This window comes from Sphingobium estronivorans, assembly GCF_008692605.1.
Taxonomy (GTDB): Bacteria; Pseudomonadota; Alphaproteobacteria; order Sphingomonadales; family Sphingomonadaceae; genus Sphingobium; species Sphingobium estronivorans.
In genome coordinates this window covers 18,048-34,314 of sequence record NZ_LFCT01000024.1, presented here as the reverse complement: position 1 = coordinate 34,314, position 16,267 = coordinate 18,048, and the positions used below count along the sequence as shown (strand labels likewise).

At 61.5% G+C, this 16,267-nt stretch carries 17 protein-coding genes; 11 read left to right on the top strand and 6 right to left on the bottom strand.

Annotation, left to right across the window (positions count from 1 at the left end):
* The first annotated feature begins 23 nt into the window (after nucleotides 1-23).
* The 10 genes from F7P65_RS16505 to F7P65_RS16460 all read left to right on the top strand — a co-directional run bounded on the left by F7P65_RS16505 (nucleotide 24) and on the right by F7P65_RS16460 (nucleotide 9,173).
* Nucleotides 24-347, top strand: coding sequence for an AtpZ/AtpI family protein (locus F7P65_RS16505; RefSeq protein WP_150293584.1), 324 nt, complete (start codon nucleotides 24-26; stop codon nucleotides 345-347).
* 47 nt (nucleotides 348-394) lie between these two features.
* Entirely contained in the window at nucleotides 395-1,180 is a 786-nt protein-coding gene (locus F7P65_RS16500; protein WP_150293582.1) for a F0F1 ATP synthase subunit A, read from the top strand.
* Between the two features lie 48 nt (nucleotides 1,181-1,228).
* A complete protein-coding gene (locus F7P65_RS16495; protein WP_004207392.1) occupies nucleotides 1,229-1,456 on the top strand; it encodes a F0F1 ATP synthase subunit C in 228 nt (75 codons plus the stop codon).
* Nucleotides 1,457-1,543: 87 nt separating this feature from the next.
* The gene (locus F7P65_RS16490) at nucleotides 1,544-2,038 is read left to right on the top strand and encodes a F0F1 ATP synthase subunit B family protein (protein ID WP_150293580.1); all 495 of its coding nucleotides are present in this window, start codon (nucleotides 1,544-1,546) and stop codon (nucleotides 2,036-2,038) included.
* Nucleotides 2,031-2,633 carry a F0F1 ATP synthase subunit B family protein gene (locus F7P65_RS16485; protein WP_150293578.1) on the top strand — a complete coding sequence of 201 codons (603 nt, stop codon included), beginning with the start codon at nucleotides 2,031-2,033 and terminating at the stop codon, nucleotides 2,631-2,633. Before F7P65_RS16490 ends, F7P65_RS16485 begins: the two co-directional genes overlap by 8 nt.
* A gap of 347 nt (nucleotides 2,634-2,980) precedes the next feature.
* Entirely contained in the window at nucleotides 2,981-4,894 is a 1,914-nt protein-coding gene (gene uvrC, locus F7P65_RS16480; RefSeq protein ID WP_150293576.1) for an excinuclease ABC subunit UvrC, read from the top strand.
* Between the two features lie 70 nt (nucleotides 4,895-4,964).
* Complete coding sequence (locus F7P65_RS16475; protein ID WP_150293574.1) at nucleotides 4,965-6,641, top strand: sensor histidine kinase; 1,677 nt, start codon at nucleotides 4,965-4,967, stop codon at nucleotides 6,639-6,641.
* A gap of 245 nt (nucleotides 6,642-6,886) precedes the next feature.
* Nucleotides 6,887-8,209, top strand: coding sequence for a pilus assembly protein TadG-related protein (locus tag F7P65_RS16470; protein WP_150293572.1), 1,323 nt, complete (start codon nucleotides 6,887-6,889; stop codon nucleotides 8,207-8,209).
* Entirely contained in the window at nucleotides 8,206-8,769 is a 564-nt protein-coding gene (locus F7P65_RS16465) for a TadE/TadG family type IV pilus assembly protein (RefSeq protein WP_150293570.1), read from the top strand. Before F7P65_RS16470 ends, F7P65_RS16465 begins: the two co-directional genes overlap by 4 nt.
* Nucleotides 8,766-9,173, top strand: a complete 408-nt coding sequence (locus F7P65_RS16460; protein WP_162854678.1) for a TadE/TadG family type IV pilus assembly protein — start codon at nucleotides 8,766-8,768, stop codon at nucleotides 9,171-9,173. Before F7P65_RS16465 ends, F7P65_RS16460 begins: the two co-directional genes overlap by 4 nt.
* 9 nt (nucleotides 9,174-9,182) lie before the next feature.
* On the opposite strand, the gene F7P65_RS16455 is transcribed toward F7P65_RS16460, so the two are convergent.
* Entirely contained in the window at nucleotides 9,183-9,884 is a 702-nt protein-coding gene (locus tag F7P65_RS16455; RefSeq protein WP_240334341.1) for a M23 family metallopeptidase, read from the bottom strand.
* Nucleotides 9,885-10,233: 349 nt separating this feature from the next.
* On the opposite strand from F7P65_RS16455, the gene F7P65_RS16450 reads away from it, so the two are divergent.
* Nucleotides 10,234-11,589 carry an ATPase, T2SS/T4P/T4SS family gene (locus F7P65_RS16450; protein WP_150293566.1) on the top strand — a complete coding sequence of 452 codons (1,356 nt, stop codon included), beginning with the start codon at nucleotides 10,234-10,236 and terminating at the stop codon, nucleotides 11,587-11,589.
* A gap of 57 nt (nucleotides 11,590-11,646) precedes the next feature.
* Here the strand turns inward: F7P65_RS16450 and F7P65_RS16445 are convergent, their stop codons facing one another.
* The 5 genes from F7P65_RS16445 to F7P65_RS16425 are packed head-to-tail and all read right to left on the bottom strand — an operon-like array spanning nucleotide 11,647 to nucleotide 16,267.
* Nucleotides 11,647-12,114 carry an A24 family peptidase gene (locus F7P65_RS16445; protein ID WP_150293564.1) on the bottom strand — a complete coding sequence of 156 codons (468 nt, stop codon included), beginning with the start codon at nucleotides 12,112-12,114 and terminating at the stop codon, nucleotides 11,647-11,649.
* Nucleotides 12,115-12,126: 12 nt separating this feature from the next.
* Nucleotides 12,127-12,906: a tetratricopeptide repeat protein gene (locus tag F7P65_RS16440; protein WP_162854677.1), complete on the bottom strand. Its 780-nt coding sequence runs from the start codon at nucleotides 12,904-12,906 to the stop codon at nucleotides 12,127-12,129.
* 1 nt (nucleotide 12,907) lies between these two features.
* Nucleotides 12,908-13,882 (bottom strand): type II secretion system F family protein, encoded by a 975-nt coding sequence (locus F7P65_RS16435; protein WP_150293560.1) that lies wholly within the window; start codon nucleotides 13,880-13,882, stop codon nucleotides 12,908-12,910.
* A gap of 1 nt (nucleotide 13,883) precedes the next feature.
* A complete protein-coding gene (locus tag F7P65_RS16430) occupies nucleotides 13,884-14,885 on the bottom strand; it encodes a type II secretion system F family protein (protein ID WP_150293559.1) in 1,002 nt (333 codons plus the stop codon).
* On the bottom strand, nucleotides 14,882-16,267 hold the full coding sequence (locus tag F7P65_RS16425; protein ID WP_162854676.1) for a TadA family conjugal transfer-associated ATPase: 1,386 nt from the start codon (nucleotides 16,265-16,267) through the stop codon (nucleotides 14,882-14,884). Before F7P65_RS16425 ends, F7P65_RS16430 begins: the two co-directional genes overlap by 4 nt.

Sequence of the window (16,267 nt, the reverse complement as noted above, 5' to 3'; positions counted from 1 at the left end):
CCTTATATGAAGGAGGATGGTCGATGGCGGCGGATGCACCGGGGCAGGACCCGGCGGGGGAAGATGCGCGGATCGCCTCTCTGGAGGAGCGGATCGCGCAGGCCGAACACGTCGAACGGGTCAGACAGGGGACCAAGGAGCAGCAGGCGGACGATGGGTCGCGCCTCGGCAACAGGGTTCTCGCTGAGCTGATCGGGGGTCTTGTTGGCGGTGCCTTGATCGGCTGGGTTTTGGACCGGCTGCTTGGGACATCGCCCTGGCTCCTGCTCGTTTTCCTCGGTCTTGGGATCGTGGCGGCTTTCAGGAATATCATCAGATTGACGACGGCGAAGCGTCCCGACCAATAGGGGCGCTTCTGTCTTAGTCTAAAGGCAGAATGTTACAGGGGTCCAGCGTGGCAGAATCCGGCAAAATCGATCCGATGCACCAGTTTGCGATCGAACCGCTGTTCGGTACGGACCATCTGTCGCTGGGCGGTTTCAACATCGCCTTCACCAACAGCGCGCTCTACATGGTGGCCGCTGCGGTGGTGCTTTGGATCTTCGTCGTCGGCGGCATGAAGCGGCAGCTGGTGCCCGGCCGCTGGCAGATGGCGGTCGAATATATGACCGGCTTCATCAAGAGCCTGCTGATCGCCAATGTGGGCGAGGGCGGCAAGAAGTACATTCCTTATGTCTTCTCGCTGTTCATGTTCATCCTGCTGGCGAACCTGCTTGGCCTGTTGCCGCTGGGCCTGATTGGCCTGCACCCCTTCACTTTCACCAGCCATTTCACCGCGACCGGCGTGCTCGCGATCATGAGCTTCTCGATCGTGCTGGCGGTGGGCTTCTACAAGCATGGCCTGCACTTCTTCTCGCTGTTCGTGCCGCACGGCACCCCGGCGCTGATGGTGGTGCCGCTCTTCTTCATCGAACTCGTCTCCTTCATGGTGCGTCCGTTCAGCCTTGGCCTGCGACTGTTCGTCGCGATGACCGCTGGCCACGTACTGTTGAAGGTGCTCGCGGGTTTCGTCATCAACAGCGCCAATGCCAGCCCTGCGCTGGGGTTCACGGTCGGCGCCGCCAGCTTCGTCCTGATGATCGGCATCAGTGCTCTGGAAGTTCTGGTGGCGGTGATCCAGGCCTATGTGTTCGCGCTGCTGACCTCGGTCTACATCAACGATGCCGAGAACCTGCACTAAGTTTTTTCCTCAACGTTTGACTAGAGTTTAGAAAAGGGAGTTTACGACATGGACGCAGAAGCTGCAAAGCTGCTCGGTGCTGGCCTGGCCGCGATCGGTGCGGGCATTGCCGCCCTCGGTGTGGGCAACGTCTTCAGCTCGTTCCTCGAAGGCGCGCTGCGCAACCCCGGCGCTGCCGACGGTCAGCAGGGCCGCCTGTTCATCGGTTTCGCCGCGGCGGAACTTCTGGGTCTGCTGGCGTTCGTTATCGCCATGATCCTGGTGTTCGTGGCCTGATAACCGCTTGGGGTGGGCGGGGTGCCTTCTTTGATGCCCGTGCCCACCTCCTGATTGACCGCGCCCCGATCGGACGGATCCCATAAAATGCCTCAAATCGCGCAAATTGCCGAAACCTATTCCTCGCAGATCTTCTGGCTGCTGGTGACTTTCGGCTTCGTTTTCTTCGTCATCGGCCTCGGCATGGTGCCCAAGGTGCAGGCGACGGCCGACGCGCGCGACGCGAAAATCAGCGGCGATCTGGATTTGGCCAAGGCGGCCTTCGCCCGCGCCGATGAAGCCGAAGCGGACTATCGCGTTCGCGATGCCGAAAGCCGTGCCGCCGCTCAGGCGATGCTGGCCAAGGCCAAGGCCGAAGCCGCCAAGGCGTCCGAAGTCAAGCTGGCCGCCGCCGATGCGGACATTGCGAGCAAGATCGGCGCCGCCGAGGCCCGCATCAAGGCTGCGTCCAACGCAGCCATGGCAGAGATTGAAACCGTCGCCGCTGACGCAGCGCGCGACATGGTGGCTCGCATCTCCGGCGTGGACGCGTCGGACGAGGCAGCCCGTAACGCAGTAAAGGCGGCACTGGCCCATGGCTGAGGCAGCAGCACAGGAAGCCCCGCATATGAACGAGGCGATCCATAGCGAAGGCATGGAGCCGGTTGGCACCGTTGCCCATGAGGGCGTTGCCCCGCACAGCGATCCCAAGGCAGTCGGCATGGACGCCACTGCCTGGGTCAGCCTGGCGATGCTGGTCTTCATCCTGATCCTCCTGTTCAAGAAGGTTCCCGGCCTGATCGGCGGGGCGCTGGACGGAAGGATTGCGCAGATCAAGACGCAGCTTGAGGAAGCCTCCAAGCTGCGCGCCGAAGCCGAAGCGCTGAAGGCGGAATATGAAGCGAAGCTGGCGGCTGCCGCTGGCGAGGCTGATGCGATGCGCAAGTCGGCGGAGCATGAAGCCGAAACGCTTCTGGAAGACGCCAAGGCCAATGCGGTGGCGCTCGTCGCCCGCCGTCAGAAGATGGCCGAGGACAAGATCGGTGCGGCCGAACGTTCTGCGATCGCGGATATTCGTACCAAGGCGGTGACGGCTGCGACCAATGCTGCTGCGACGCTGATTGCCCATGGGCATGACTCCCGGGCAGACAAGGTGCTGGTCGACGATGCGATCAAGGGTCTTGGACCGAGCGTCTGATCCGGTCTGAATATAAGATTAAAAAAGGCCGACGCAGATTTTGCGCCGGCTTTTTTTTGTTGTGCGGATCATGGGAAGCCAGGGAGGAAACGCGGGCATAGCGGGCGTTCCACAAGCTGCTTATGACGAGGGTGCGGGAGGGGTGAGGAGAAGTACGGCCTTTCCTTGACAAGAAACGGTGTGTCGAAGGGGGCGGTTGACCCCCGCATCGGCTCTCCACCGATCCGTGACGACCCGCCGCCCTTCCTTCGACGGGGACGATTCGATGGCCCGACCCTTGTCCAACTTCTCTCCGATCGTCGGATCGGGGCCATTGCGATCCCGGTAGACGCCGCTATCTCTGCCGCATGTCCGGTCCACAATCCCCCGATCGTTTTCATGAAGGCAAGGCGACTTTCACGGTCACGGGCAGTCAGCCCGATATAGAAGCGGGGGTGGAAGCGATCCGCACCACGCTCAAGACCCTGCCGACCCGGCCGGGCGTCTATCGCATGCAGGATGCGCGCGGTGACGTGCTTTATGTCGGCAAGGCGCGGGCGCTGCGCAATCGAGTGACCAACTACACCCAGGTCGATCGACTGCCCAAACGGCTTCAGCGCATGGTGGCGCAGACCCGATCCATGACCATCGTCACCACCAATAGCGAGGCGGAGGCGCTACTGCTGGAGGCGCAGCTCATCAAGCGCTTCCGGCCGCCCTATAATGTGCTGCTGCGCGACGATAAGAGCTTCCCCTTCATCCTGCTGCGCGAGGATCATGCCTTCCCGCGCGTGCAGAAGCATCGCGGCGCGCGCAAATATAAGGGGCGCTATTATGGACCCTTCGCCAGCGCCGGATCGGTGACGCGGACGATCAATGCGCTCCAGAAGCTGTTCCTGCTGCGAAGCTGCACCGACAGCTTCTTTGCCAACCGTTCGCGGCCCTGCCTGCTCTACCAGATCCGCCGCTGCTCCGCGCCGTGCGTCGGGCGGATCGACGAGGCGAGCTATGGCGAACTGGTTCAGGACGCGCAGGATTTCCTGGGCGGCAAATCGACCGCCGTGCAGAAAAAGCTGGGCCAGGCGATGGAGGCGGCGTCCCATGCGCTCGATTTCGAGCAGGCGGCGGTGCTGCGTGACCGGCTGAAAGCGCTGACCTTCATTCAGGGCAGTCAGGCGATCAATGCCGAAGGGCTGGGCGACGCCGATATTTTCGCACTGGCGACCCGCGGCGGTGCGATGTGCATCCAGGCCTTCTTCATTCGGGGCGGGCAGAATTGGGGGCATCGCAGCTTTTTCCCCGTCCACACCGCCGAAGTCGCGGAGGATGAGGTACTCGCCAGCTTCATGGCGCAATTCTATGAAGAGGTGCCTCCGCCCAAGCTGGTCCTGTCCGATCGCGCGCCCGCGGAATGCGAATTGATGGCGCAGGCGCTGAGCGAACGCATCGGGTCGAAGGTGCGGATTGAGGTGCCCCAACGGGGCGACCGCACGCGCCTGATCAAACAGGCCCAGCGCAATGCCGTGGAAGCGCTCGACCGCCGGCTTGCCGAAACCACGACGCAGGCGAAGGTGCTGGACGAAATGGTCGAGACTTTCGGGCTGGACGGCGTGCCGGACCGGATCGAAATCTACGACAACAGCCATATTCAGGGCGCGCATGCTCTGGGCGCGATGGTGGTCGCGGGGCCGGAGGGCTTCCGCAAGAACGCCTATCGCAAGTTCCACATGAAGAATCCTAACATCTCCAACGACGATTTCGCGATGATGCGTGAAATGTTCGAACGGCGCTTCGGTCGCGCTGCCCGGGAGGACCCGGATCGCGACGGCGGCGAATGGCCCGATCTGGTGCTGATCGACGGCGGCAAAGGGCAGCTATCGGCGGCGCGGGCGATGCTGGAGGATATGGGCATTGAGGATGTCTGCATGATCGGCATCGCCAAGGGGCCGCATCATGGCCGCGAAGGGCGAGAGGTGTTCCACATGCCCGATGGGCGGGAAATCATATTCCCGCTCAACCATCCGGTGCTGTTCTACCTGCAACGGCTGCGGGATGAGGCGCATCGCTATGCCATCGGCGCCCACCGCCAGAAACGGAGCAAGGCCATCACCGTCAGTTCGCTGGACGAGGTTCCCGGCATCGGTCCCGCCCGCAAAAAGGCGTTGCTGATGCATTTCGGCACGGCCAAGGCGGTGAAGAGCGCGGCGTTGGAAGACCTGTTGAAAGCGCCCGGCGTTTCCAAGGCGGTGGCGCAGCAAATTTACGACTATTTCCATGGATAGCCGCGCCGCTGGCCTCATCTCCATTTGACGCGGCGGCAATTTCCTTCCCATAAGAAAGCCGCCGGAGAGCATGGGGGAGCGTGGTCGCGCGATGCATGGGCGAATCGAACGAACGACCAGCCTGAACCGGTGGGACGTGTTTACCCAGTCGGCGCTTCGGCCGTGGCGGACGCTGGATTTGACCCGGCTGCTGCTGGCGTCGATCTATTGCACCGTCAGCTTACTCTTCGCCACCCCGCGATCCTGGGTGGAAATGGCGGAGCATGGAGTCGCCATCCTGATGTTTCTGCTCGCGCTGACGGCGGTGATCCTGTCGGCGCGGTCGTGGATCATCGACATGCGGATGCGCAAATGGGTGATATTCCTCGATACATTATTCTACATCGCGCTGCTGCTGGTGACCAATCCGTCGAATAGCCCCTATTTCCCCGGCAGCTTCTTCGTAGCGGTCGAAGTGGCGCTGGTGGTGCGGCGGCAATGGCATATGCTGGTCGGTCTGCTGGCCGGAGCCAGCGCGATATTCGCGACCTGGTTCGATGAAATCGTCGCCCTGCCGGCGGAACCGACCGCCGAACGGGTCGCGCTGAAGGCCTGCTATCTGGTGGTGGTGATCGTGGTGACGGGGGTGCTGCTCGGCCCCCGGCGCGAGACGCTGCTGGAGCGGGAGCAGGCGCGGCGTCTGGCCGAAGCGGACTTCCCGCCGGCGAAAAGCAGCGCCGACGGGTTTCTGTTGCAGGCGCTACGGATCGCGACCGGCGGTGAGCGGCTGGCCGTGTTGTTCAGGATGGCCAGCCATGAACGGCTTCGTTTCGCATGCAGCGCGGGGCAGACGCTGCCGTCCATTGGGCTGGGCAATCTGATGACGGCGGACACCGGCTGGCATGATCGCGGGCGGAACGCTTCTACAACCCTGTCCAGCGACGGGGTCAGCCATTTGGCGCCACTGTCGGCGGGCGGAAGGGCCTGGAGCGCATTGTTGGATGCGGATACGCTGCTGACGGTGCGGGTGTCTCTGGGCACGTTCGAGGCGGTGGGTGCCGTCCATCTCCCCGATCCCTGCCATGAGGATCGGGCTGCCATCGCCCAGCGCGTGTTCGAATGCGCCTGCGAAGAACTGATGGTTCGCAATAGTCTGGACTTGGCGCATGTCATCGCCGGGGCGCGGGAGCGCGAGCGGTTGCAGCGGGAACTGCATGATAGCGTGCTTCAGGCTCTGGCCAGCATCCGCTTCCAACTCGCCCCCTTGCTGGGGGAACAGCCGGTTTCGCCGCGCCCGATCATCCGCAATATCGATCGCATCGCCAAGGATCAGATCGCGACAATTCGCTGGATCATCAATCCGGGGGTCGATGAGGAAGATTTCGCCTATCTGCCCGAAACCCTGGCGATGGTGGTCCGCTCGCTGGGCGAGCAATGGGGCATACAGTGCGAGTTGAAGGTTGAGGACGGCAATTGCGCGACCAGCGCGATGATCGGCCGCGAACTGAGTTTCGCCGTGCGGGAAATCGTCGCCAATGCCGTGCGCCATGCGGGCGCGAGCGCCGTGGATTTCGCGCTGGAACCGGACGGCAACCGCATCGCGTTGCAGGTCAGCGACGATGGCGTGCCCAATATGGCGCGGCTGGGAGCCAGCGGAGCGGTGCCGTCGCGATCGCTGATGCGCCGCATACAGGCGTTGGGCGGCGAAGTGTTCCTGCAGAATATCGGCGGACGGACGACCATTCGCATTACGGTCCCGCGGAAATAGGATCGGATTATCCCTTTTCGTCCTGCTGTCCGAAATTGGGTCGGAATGCCGGAAGTTGTTGTTGCCGGGTTCGGTTATCGCCCTTAACGATGTTGACAGTCGCGATGCTGAATGTCAGTTTACTATAAGATATTGAAGATATTGTTATATCGTTCGATATATACTGAATGAATTAGAATAATATCTGATAATATTGGGTCGAATTGAATTGATTGCGGCGCCGCATTTATTTCAGGGGCGGGGATATGTTGCGTTCATCTGTTCGGCTCTTGCTGAAAAAATGGTTTCGCCATGCGGTGAGTGAAACGGCTGCCGTCGGTCCGCTGATGGCACTGATGCTCATTCCCATATCCGGCGCCGTCGCGATGGCGGTGGAAATGGGGCAGTGGTATTATTTCCAGCGATCGATGCAGAATGCCGCGGATACGGCTGCGATTGCTGCGGCGACCAATAACAGCACCACCGGCAGCACCTATATCGCGGAGGCCAAGGCGGCTGCGGCGCCTTATGGCTTTGTCGACGGGCAGAATAGTGCGACTGTCGGCGCGACGGTCGTGACCTGTCCGACCGGGGTCGCGGCGGGGGCAACCTGCTATCAGGCGTCGCTGTCGAAAGTGCTTCCGATCTCCTTTTCGGCGCTTGTCGGTTTCAGGGGCGATGCAGCTTATGGTTCGGGACGTGGGCAAACAATCGTTGCTTCCGCAATCGCGACGGCGGGTGGCGCCGGGCGAACCTTCTGCATCACGACGCTGTCCACTGCCAATAACTCCCTACAGAGCAATGGTGGGCCAAAGCCTGATCTGGGTGGGTGCAGTCTTTATTCGAACGGTGACGCGACCTGTAACGGGCACGATCTTGGTGCGGATTATGGATATGCGCGTGGCACCAACAGGGGCTGCGGTGTGAATAAGGTCTCCAACGCAGCCGCAGTAACAGACAATTTCGCGGCGCTTGCCAATTATATTCCGACCAATAATTGTGGTGGAAACTATCCAAAAACGCCAAGTCAAACAAAAGTTTCGTCCGATATAACTGCAAATGTAACCTATTGCGGTGATGTCCAGTTGACGAAAAATGTTGCGGTTACCAAGGCAAATACAACAATTACAATTTTCAACGGAACTCTTGATCTGGCTGGAAATACTCTTTCGACAGCGAGTGGTGCGAGCGTGACTGTAATTTTCGGTGGCACCACGGCGACGAATATCATGACAGATTCCGCCAATGGTGGCAAATCCGGGTCGCTGGACCTTACGGCCCCCTCTTCCGGCAACTGGTCCGGAGTTGCGATGTATCAGGATCCAAGGCTGACATCGATGGTCGATACAACCTATGCCGGGAACAAGCCGACATGGAACATCAGCGGTCTGGTCTATCTCCCGAAAACCAATCTGACATTCAGTGGTGCCGTCAACAAATCTTCTAACGGGGCAACCTGCTTCGGTCTCGTCGCTTATACCATTTTGGTGAATGGAACGGGCAGCATCTTCGCCAACAATACGCAGTGCCCGGGAATGGGTCTCAATCTTCCTGGCACCGCCGCGACCCGCGAAAAGCTGGTCCAATGACGGGCTTCTCCAGATCGACGGAACGTCTTGGCTTCCTTCGCCGCTTCATGGGCGACAAAGCGGGCGCGGCGGCGGCGGAGATGGCGCTGTGGTTCCCCGTGGTCGGCTTCCTGACGCTGAACGTGGTGGATGTCGCAGTCTACATCTATAGCAAGATGCAGGTGGAGACGGCAGCGGAGCAGGCGGTTGGGCTGGTCCGGCAGGTGTGCAACAGTTCCTCTCTGTTGCCCGCGACCTATCCGACCGATCATTGCAGTTCGACCCTTTCCACGCAGATGACCTCGGCAGCGCAGCAGACGACATTGGGAACCGGCGTGACATTGGGCACTTTGTCGGAAGGCTATTATTGCGCCAAAACATCCGGCGTTCTGGAGGCGGCGGGGACATTGAGCAGTCCTTCGGCCAATTGTTCCGCCAAAGTCACAGGCAGCACGGCCAAGCCGGGCCTTTATGTCAATGTTCAGGCTTCCTATACCTATGTTCCGGTTTTCCCCGGACTGTCGATAATGTCCTATTTGTCGACTTCGATCCAACAGACGGCATGGATGCGATTGCAATGAGACAGTCTTCGCCTTCCCGCGCGGTGCTGAGGGCCTTTTGGCGGCATGCCGAAGGAACCACCGCAGCAGAGTTCGCGCTTGTCCTGCCCATCTTTTTGCTGACGGTATTCGGCACGATGAACATGGCCTTTGCCCTGTCCGCGCTCATCCAGCTTCATTATGTCACGGAAAAGGTTGCGCGGTGCATTTCGGTCGATCCCACGGGTACGACCTGCACGACCGCCAACATCGATACCTATGCCAAGGGCCTGTATCAGGGCAGCGGTATTAGCGGGCTGACCTTTACCGCTTCGGCGCCGGCCTGCGGCAACAAGGTCGATGCCAGCGGCAATTACCAGCTGTTTACCGGCGTCGGAAGCCTCACCATCGGCATGTCCGCTTCTTCCTGTTATCCGAAGATTTGAAGCAAGGCGCTATTGCGTCAGAAGCGGTCGGGGGTTCACCGCCTGACCATTGACGCGCATTTCATAGTGAAGATGCGGCCCCGTCGACAGGCCGGTCGAGCCGACATAGCCGATCGTGTCGCCCTTATGCACCCGCTGCCCTGGTGCGACATTGATCCGGGACATGTGGCCATAGCGGGTCTGGACGCCATTGCCATGATCCAGGGCGACGAAAAGGCCGTAGCCGCCACGCCACCCGCTCCAGCTTACCTGCCCGTCCGACATGGCCGTGATCGGGGACCCGGCAGGCGCCGCCAGATCGACGCCCAGATGAGGCCGAAAACCGCCCAGCAGAGGGTGCGCCCGCATCCCGAAATCGCTCGTCAGGGATCGCGCCGCGACCGGCAGTCCCGATGGCAGCGATCCTCGCAGTCCCGAAATCGGGCGCGGCTCCGGTTTCAGGTAGAGCGGTGTTCCCACCAGGTCGGCAGCGCGTCCGAACGTCACCGATCCCGACGCGGCGGCGGTCGAGATGGCTGTCGCTGTTTCATTTCTGGAAGGGCTGGCATAATTGCCGATCTGTTCCAGCGAAGAGCGGGACCGCTCTTTCGAAACGGGCACGGCGCCAGCACCATTGGCAAGAGCGGCGCCGGGGAGCAGAATCGCGGTCAGAGCCATGATGGTGACAGGCGCGGAACAGTGCGCGACAAGGCGGACATTCGCCATCTGCATTCGCCCCTCCGCAATAATCGTTCACTGCTATTCTTTATAGAAAAGCGCAAGAAAGTCAATCATTTCTATAATTTGGCGCGGGTGTTCGGGTTCTGGGAGAGGCGTTTCTGACCGCTTCATATCATCATTTGGATTTATATCGGATTTTTCTCCGCCAGAATTTCAGCACTTTAAAAAGCGTGATACTTTACCAATATTTAATTAAAGATATTGACTGTGATTTTTGTAACGCCTCACCGAAAGATCGGAGAGGAGAGGGGAAGAAGCGGAGAGTGGACCGGACCCTGCAAGAAATCATGGATTATGGCGACCGGACAGCCGATACTGCACGGCGGGTGGGAGCAGATTGATGTGGCAGATCCGTAGGGAGAGACAAACCGAAACGCGTTTGAATGCATGGCATTCCACGCGGGAGGCTCCGTCGCTGCGGGAAGATCGGCACACCGAACTGAAGGTCGTGCTGCATCAGCGCCTGATTGGAATCATCAATCTTGCCGCGCTGGAATCCATGTCCCGGCAACAGGTCGAGGCAGAGGTTGGCGAACTCGTCCACGAACAGCTTGCCTTGCAGAAGCACGCGCTCAATTTGCAGGAGCGCGCGCAACTGGTGTCGGACGTGCTCGACGAACTGCTGGGGTTGGGGCCGCTGGAACCGCTGCTCAAGGATTCGACCGTCACGGACATATTGGTCAACGGGCACAAGTCGGTTTTCGTCGAACGGAGCGGGCGTCTCGTCAAAACACCCGCGCGCTTCAAGGATGAGGCGCATTTGCTGCGCATCGTGCAGAAGATCGTGTCGACCGTGGGCCGCCGCATCGATGAGGCGTCGCCCTTCGTCGATGCCCGTCTGGCGGATGGATCGCGCGTCAATGCGGTCGTGCCGCCGCTGGCGGTGGATGGCGCTCTGTTGTCGATTCGCAAGTTCGCCCGCGAACCGATCGGGATGGCGCAACTGACGGAATTGGGCAGCGTCCCCGCGCCCATGGCGCAGTTGCTGGGCGCGGTCGTGGCGGCGCGGCGCAATATATTGATTTCCGGCGGCACAGGATCGGGCAAGACGACGCTGCTCAATGCCATGTCCGCCAGCATCGACGCGCATGAGCGGATCGTCACCATAGAGGATGCGGCCGAACTGCAATTGCAGCAGGATCATGTCGCCCGTCTGGAAACCCGGCCCGCCAATGTCGAGGGGCGGGGCGAAGTCACGCAGCGCGACCTGCTGAAAAATGCGCTGCGCATGCGGCCCGACCGGATCATCGTGGGCGAAGTGCGGGCGGGTGAGGCCTTCGACATGCTGCAGGCGATGAATACCGGTCATGATGGGTCGATGACGACCGTTCATGCCAATTCCGCGCGCGACGCGCTGTCCCGCGTCGAACAGATGGTGGGCATGAGCGGCATTGAGATTCCGCTGCGTTCCGTCAGGGCGCAGATCGCCTCGGCCTTTCACGTCATCGTGCAGATCGCACGCCTGTCGGACGGCAGTCGGCGGCTGATGAGCATATCCGAAATCACCGGCATGGAGGGTGAGGTCATCACCATGCAGGAGATATTCCGTTTCAGGATGACCGGACGGCGGGAGGATGGTTCCGTCCGCGGGCATTTCGAGGCAACCGGCATCCGGCCGAAATTCATGACCGATCTGGCCGACCGGGGAATTGCTCTGCCCGCTAGCCTGTTTTCCGTCGAAATGCCGCTTCGTTAGAGCGATTTCCAGTCGGATCGGGCGCTATAACGCCGTCGCAGGCTTGCGAAGGGCTGTTCAGTTGAAGACCAGCTTCATCAAAATGGTGCCCGCACCGATCGCCACGCCATAGGGCAGGCCGCTGCCGGGATCGTCGCTGGACCGCCTGACCGGCTTGCCCTGCATCCTGCGGACGATGAACCATATGACCAGCAAGACGAGGCCGCAGGATGCCACCGACATCAGCAGCAGGCTCCCTTTGCCAAGGTTGAACCAGGCGGCAGCGGCGGCGTAGAATTTCGCGTCGCCTCCGCCAAAGGCGCCCAGCTTGAACAGCAACATGCCGCCGATCAGCGCCACGACCAGGTGGATGGCATGGCTGTTGAGAGCGGACAGGCCGCCTTCCACAGGCGCCGCCGCCAACCCGGCGATCATGGTCAGGATGCAGAGCCAGTTGGGAATGCGCCGCTGATAGAGATCATACACGCCCGCTGCGACGCAGGCGCCGATCAGAAAAATGAGGGAAGCCGTTTCGAAAAAGGTCATGGTCCCGCCAGATCAGGGGTGAGGGGAAGCGATGGCGACGGCCACGGTCTTGCCGGTCTTTTCCTGCTCCGCCGAAGCAATGGCCGGCGGCGTGAGCCGCCTGGCCTGTGCGTAGCCGGAAAGGGCCAATACGACCTTGCGTGCCGGCTTGCGTTCAGCGGGCACGGCGGTTTCTTCGCCGGGGCCTTCGGTCATGCTTGCGGATGCGCTTGACACGTCCTTCCCATCCACCGGATTCTTGACGAGAATCTTCCGCTCGAAGGGCGCGGCAAAAGATCCGATGGATACGATGCGTACCTCCAACTGCGAAACGCGTTGCAGGCCGCCGGGCCGGGGGAGGGTGCTTGCGGTCTGGACGGACGCGGTGCTGGCTTGCCTGCGGGGTGCGCTTTCTTCATCGGCCTGGCGGATCGGGAAAGTCTGGGTCTGTTCCAGCATCGCCAGATTGGCCCGGTATTTCTCGTTGAGCGGATCGACCGCCATCGCCTCATTGAAGAAGCGCCGTGCAAGGTCGAACCGGCCGAGCCGCGCATAGGCGACGGCCATGCCGTTGAGGGCAGGGGCTACCGCTTCCCCCTTGGCCAGTGCGGTCTGGAACTTTTCGATGGCCAGGCCCGGCTGGCTTGCATCGAGCGCCGCGCGTCCCTGATCGGTGAGGGGAGCTTGGGCCATTTGCGGCGCGGCCGGACGGTGATGCCGCGCGAATATGCGCGCGCCGGGGAAGGAACTGCACGCACTGAGCGGCAACGCCACCATCAGGGCACAGCCAGCCATTTTAAGAGCTTTGCGCATTTCAACCTCCATGATGCATGGCAGGAACGATGGTCCGGACCACCCGCACCGCGGCGGGCAGCATCAGCACGCCGATCATCACCGGCAACATGCAGGCCACCAGCGGAACCGAGATGAGGACGGGGATGCGATGGGCCTTTTCCTCGGCCCGAAGCCGCCGCTTCTCGCGCATTTCCGTGGCATAGACGCGCAGGGTCCGGGCGATGCTGGTGCCCAGCTTGTCCGACTGGATCAGCAGCGTGGCGAAGGCGCTGATTTCCTCGACCCCCGCCGACTGCGCCATGTTGCGCAGCGCCTTTTCGCGGGAGGCGCCGGCGCGCAGTTGCAGGGTCGTCGTCGTCAGCAATTTGGCGATGAGCGGATGGGAAAAGACCAGTTCCCGGCCGACCCTGTCGATGGCGGCCTCCAGCCCGAGCCCGGCTTCGACGCAGACGAGCATGAGGTCGAGGCTGTCCGGAAACCCGTTGACGATCGCCTCGCGCCGCCGGTCCGCCTTGGCGCGGACATAGAGCGTCGGCAGATACAGGCCTGACAGCGCCGACAGCGATCCCATCAGATACAGCTTTCCGAACGACATCTGATAGCCGCTCATGATGCTGAAGCCGACAAAGGCCAGTGGGAAGATAATGACCAGCAGGAGCCGGATGAGATTATAGACGCGCGGCGCCGCCGGGGATTCGAAACCCGCCGCGACAAGCTTTTCGCGCAACGCCGTCGACTTGCTGTCGGCCAGGCTCAGGCCCGCCTGCTCGATCCGGTCCACCAGTCGCGACCAGCCGTCGTCGCGCTTGCCCCGCAGGGAGCCGACAAGGGCGTTCGACGTGCCGGTGGCGGAAATGACGCGCAGTTCGTTGCGGATGGTGCTGTGCCGCGACCATGCCCGGGAAAGGATCAGCGTGCCGCCGACCACCAGCGCGAACAGCACCATCAGCAGGACAAGCCGGACCAGAGGCGTCATGGAGATGAAGTCGATCATGTCAAACCTTTATGTCGACGATTTTGCGGATCGAGATGAAGCCCACCAGATAGAGCAGCAGCAGGCCGGGGAAGCCGATCATGAAAATCGGATCCTGCGCGACATCCAGATAAAAGGCGGGATTGATTATGAAGAGGACCGAAAAGGCCAGGACCGGCAGCGCCGTCAGCATCAGGCCGGTCATCCGCCCTTCGGAACTGAGCGCGCGGACCTTCATGTACATGCTGGCCCGGTCGCGAATGACCTTGGACAGATTCTCCAATATCTCGGCAAGATTGCCGCCCGTCTCGTTCTGGACCGAGATCGACACGACGAACATGCGCATGTCCTCCAGATCCCAGCGCTCCGCCATGGCGAGCAGCGCGTCGGACAGGTCGGCGCCATAGGCGACTTCGTCGGAAACCAGACCGAACTCGCTGCCGATCGGGTCCACCATTTCCTCGGTGATGAGTTGGATCGCCGCCGCGATGGGGTGTCCGGCACGCAGCGAACGGGTGAAGATGTCCAGCGCCACCGGGAATTGCTGCTCCATCCGGGTCCGCCGCTTTTCGGCCATCCGCTTCAGGACGAAGGCGGGCAGGCCGAAGGCGATGGCCGCCGCCGCCGTCAGGATCAGCAGGACGACGCCGGGATTGATGGTGAAGCGCGACCACCAGACAAGCAGGGTGATGAGGCAGGACAGCAGGAAGAAGCCCAGCGCGCAGGCGAGCATCATCACGCGCGCGTCAATCGGCACGGCGGACATCATGACCATGCGGATGAACCCGGCATGCATCCGTTGCAACGGTCCCGCATCGGCGGGCAGGACGGCTGGCATGTTCTTCAGCAGCGTCACCGACACCGCTTCGCGGTCCATGCCCGATTGCATCAGCTTCAGCCGGCGGTTCACCGCGCCCCGTTCGCTGCGCCGTTCCCACAACAGGTTGAGCGCGATCTGCGACAGGATGAAGATCGACGCGAAAATCGCGACGAGGATCAGCAACCGGACGAGCAGCGCGGTCATGACCGTTCAGCCCTGACCACGGGCCGGAAGATTTCCGGGTCCAGCCGGATGCCGCGGTCGATCAGTTCCGCCATGAATTTAGGCCGGATGCCTGTCGCCTCGAAATAGCCCAGCACATTGCCGTCGGCGTCTTTCCCCGTGCTGCGGAAGCGGAAGATTTCCTGCATGGTGATGGTTTCGCCCTCCATGCCTGTGATTTCCGAAAGCGACACGATCTTGCGGCGGCCATCCGCGAGGCGCCCGACCTGGATGACGACATTGACTGCGGAGGCGATCTGCGCACGGGCCGAAGTGATGGGCATGTCGACTCCGCTCATGCCGATCATCTGCTCGATGCGGGACAGGGCGTCGCGCGGCGTATTGGCGTGCACGGTGGTCATTGACCCGTCATGCCCGGTATTCATGGCCTGAAGCATGTCGAAGGTTTCGCCGGCGCGACATTCGCCCAGGATGATCCGGTCCGGCCGCATGCGCAGTGCATTCTTGACCAGATCGCGCTGCGTGATCTCGCCCTTGCCCTCGATATTGGGCGGTCGTGTCTCCAGCCGGGCGACATGATCCTGCTGCAATTGCAATTCAGCCGAATCCTCGATGGTCACGATCCGCTCGCGCCCATCGATATAGGAGGAGAGGGCGTTGAGCAGCGTGGTCTTGCCCGACCCGGTGCCGCCGGAAATGATGATGTTGCGGCGGGCCATCACGATCGCTTCCAATATGGGCGCCATGGAAGCGGGAATGGTGTCCAGATCGATCATCTTCGCGATGCTGATCGGCTTCTTGGAAAATTTGCGGATCGACAGCAGCGACCCGTCGATGGCCAGCGGCGGTACGATGGCGTTGACGCGCGAACCGTCGGCCAGCCGCGCATCGACGAAGGGCGAGGATTCATCCACCCGTCGTCCGACCGCGCTCACGATCTTCTGGATGATGCGGAGCAGATGCCGTTCGTCCTGGAACCGGACCGCCGTCTTTTCCAGCAACCCGCGCCGCTCGACGAACACGTTGTCGCAGCCGTTCACCAATATGTCGGTGACGCTCTCATCCTGGAGCAGCGGCTCCAGCGGCCCCAGGCCCAGCAACTCATCCAGCACGTCATTGGAGAGGGTCGAACGCTCGGCACGATTGAGCGCCTCTCCCTTGCTCTCCAGGATTTCTGCGACGATGCTGGAAATTTCCGCCGCAATCTGGTCGCGCGGCATCTTGTCGAGCAGCGAGAGGTTGATCCTGTCGAGCAGTTGCTGATGGATCGCGACCTTCAGCGCCAGCATCTTCGCCGATGCCTCATTGACGAGCGGCGGTTCCGCCGCATGATCCGGCACGCTGCCCTGATTTTCCTCGGGGGCGGTGTCTGTTCTTCCCTGAGCGCCCTGTATCTTCCACAT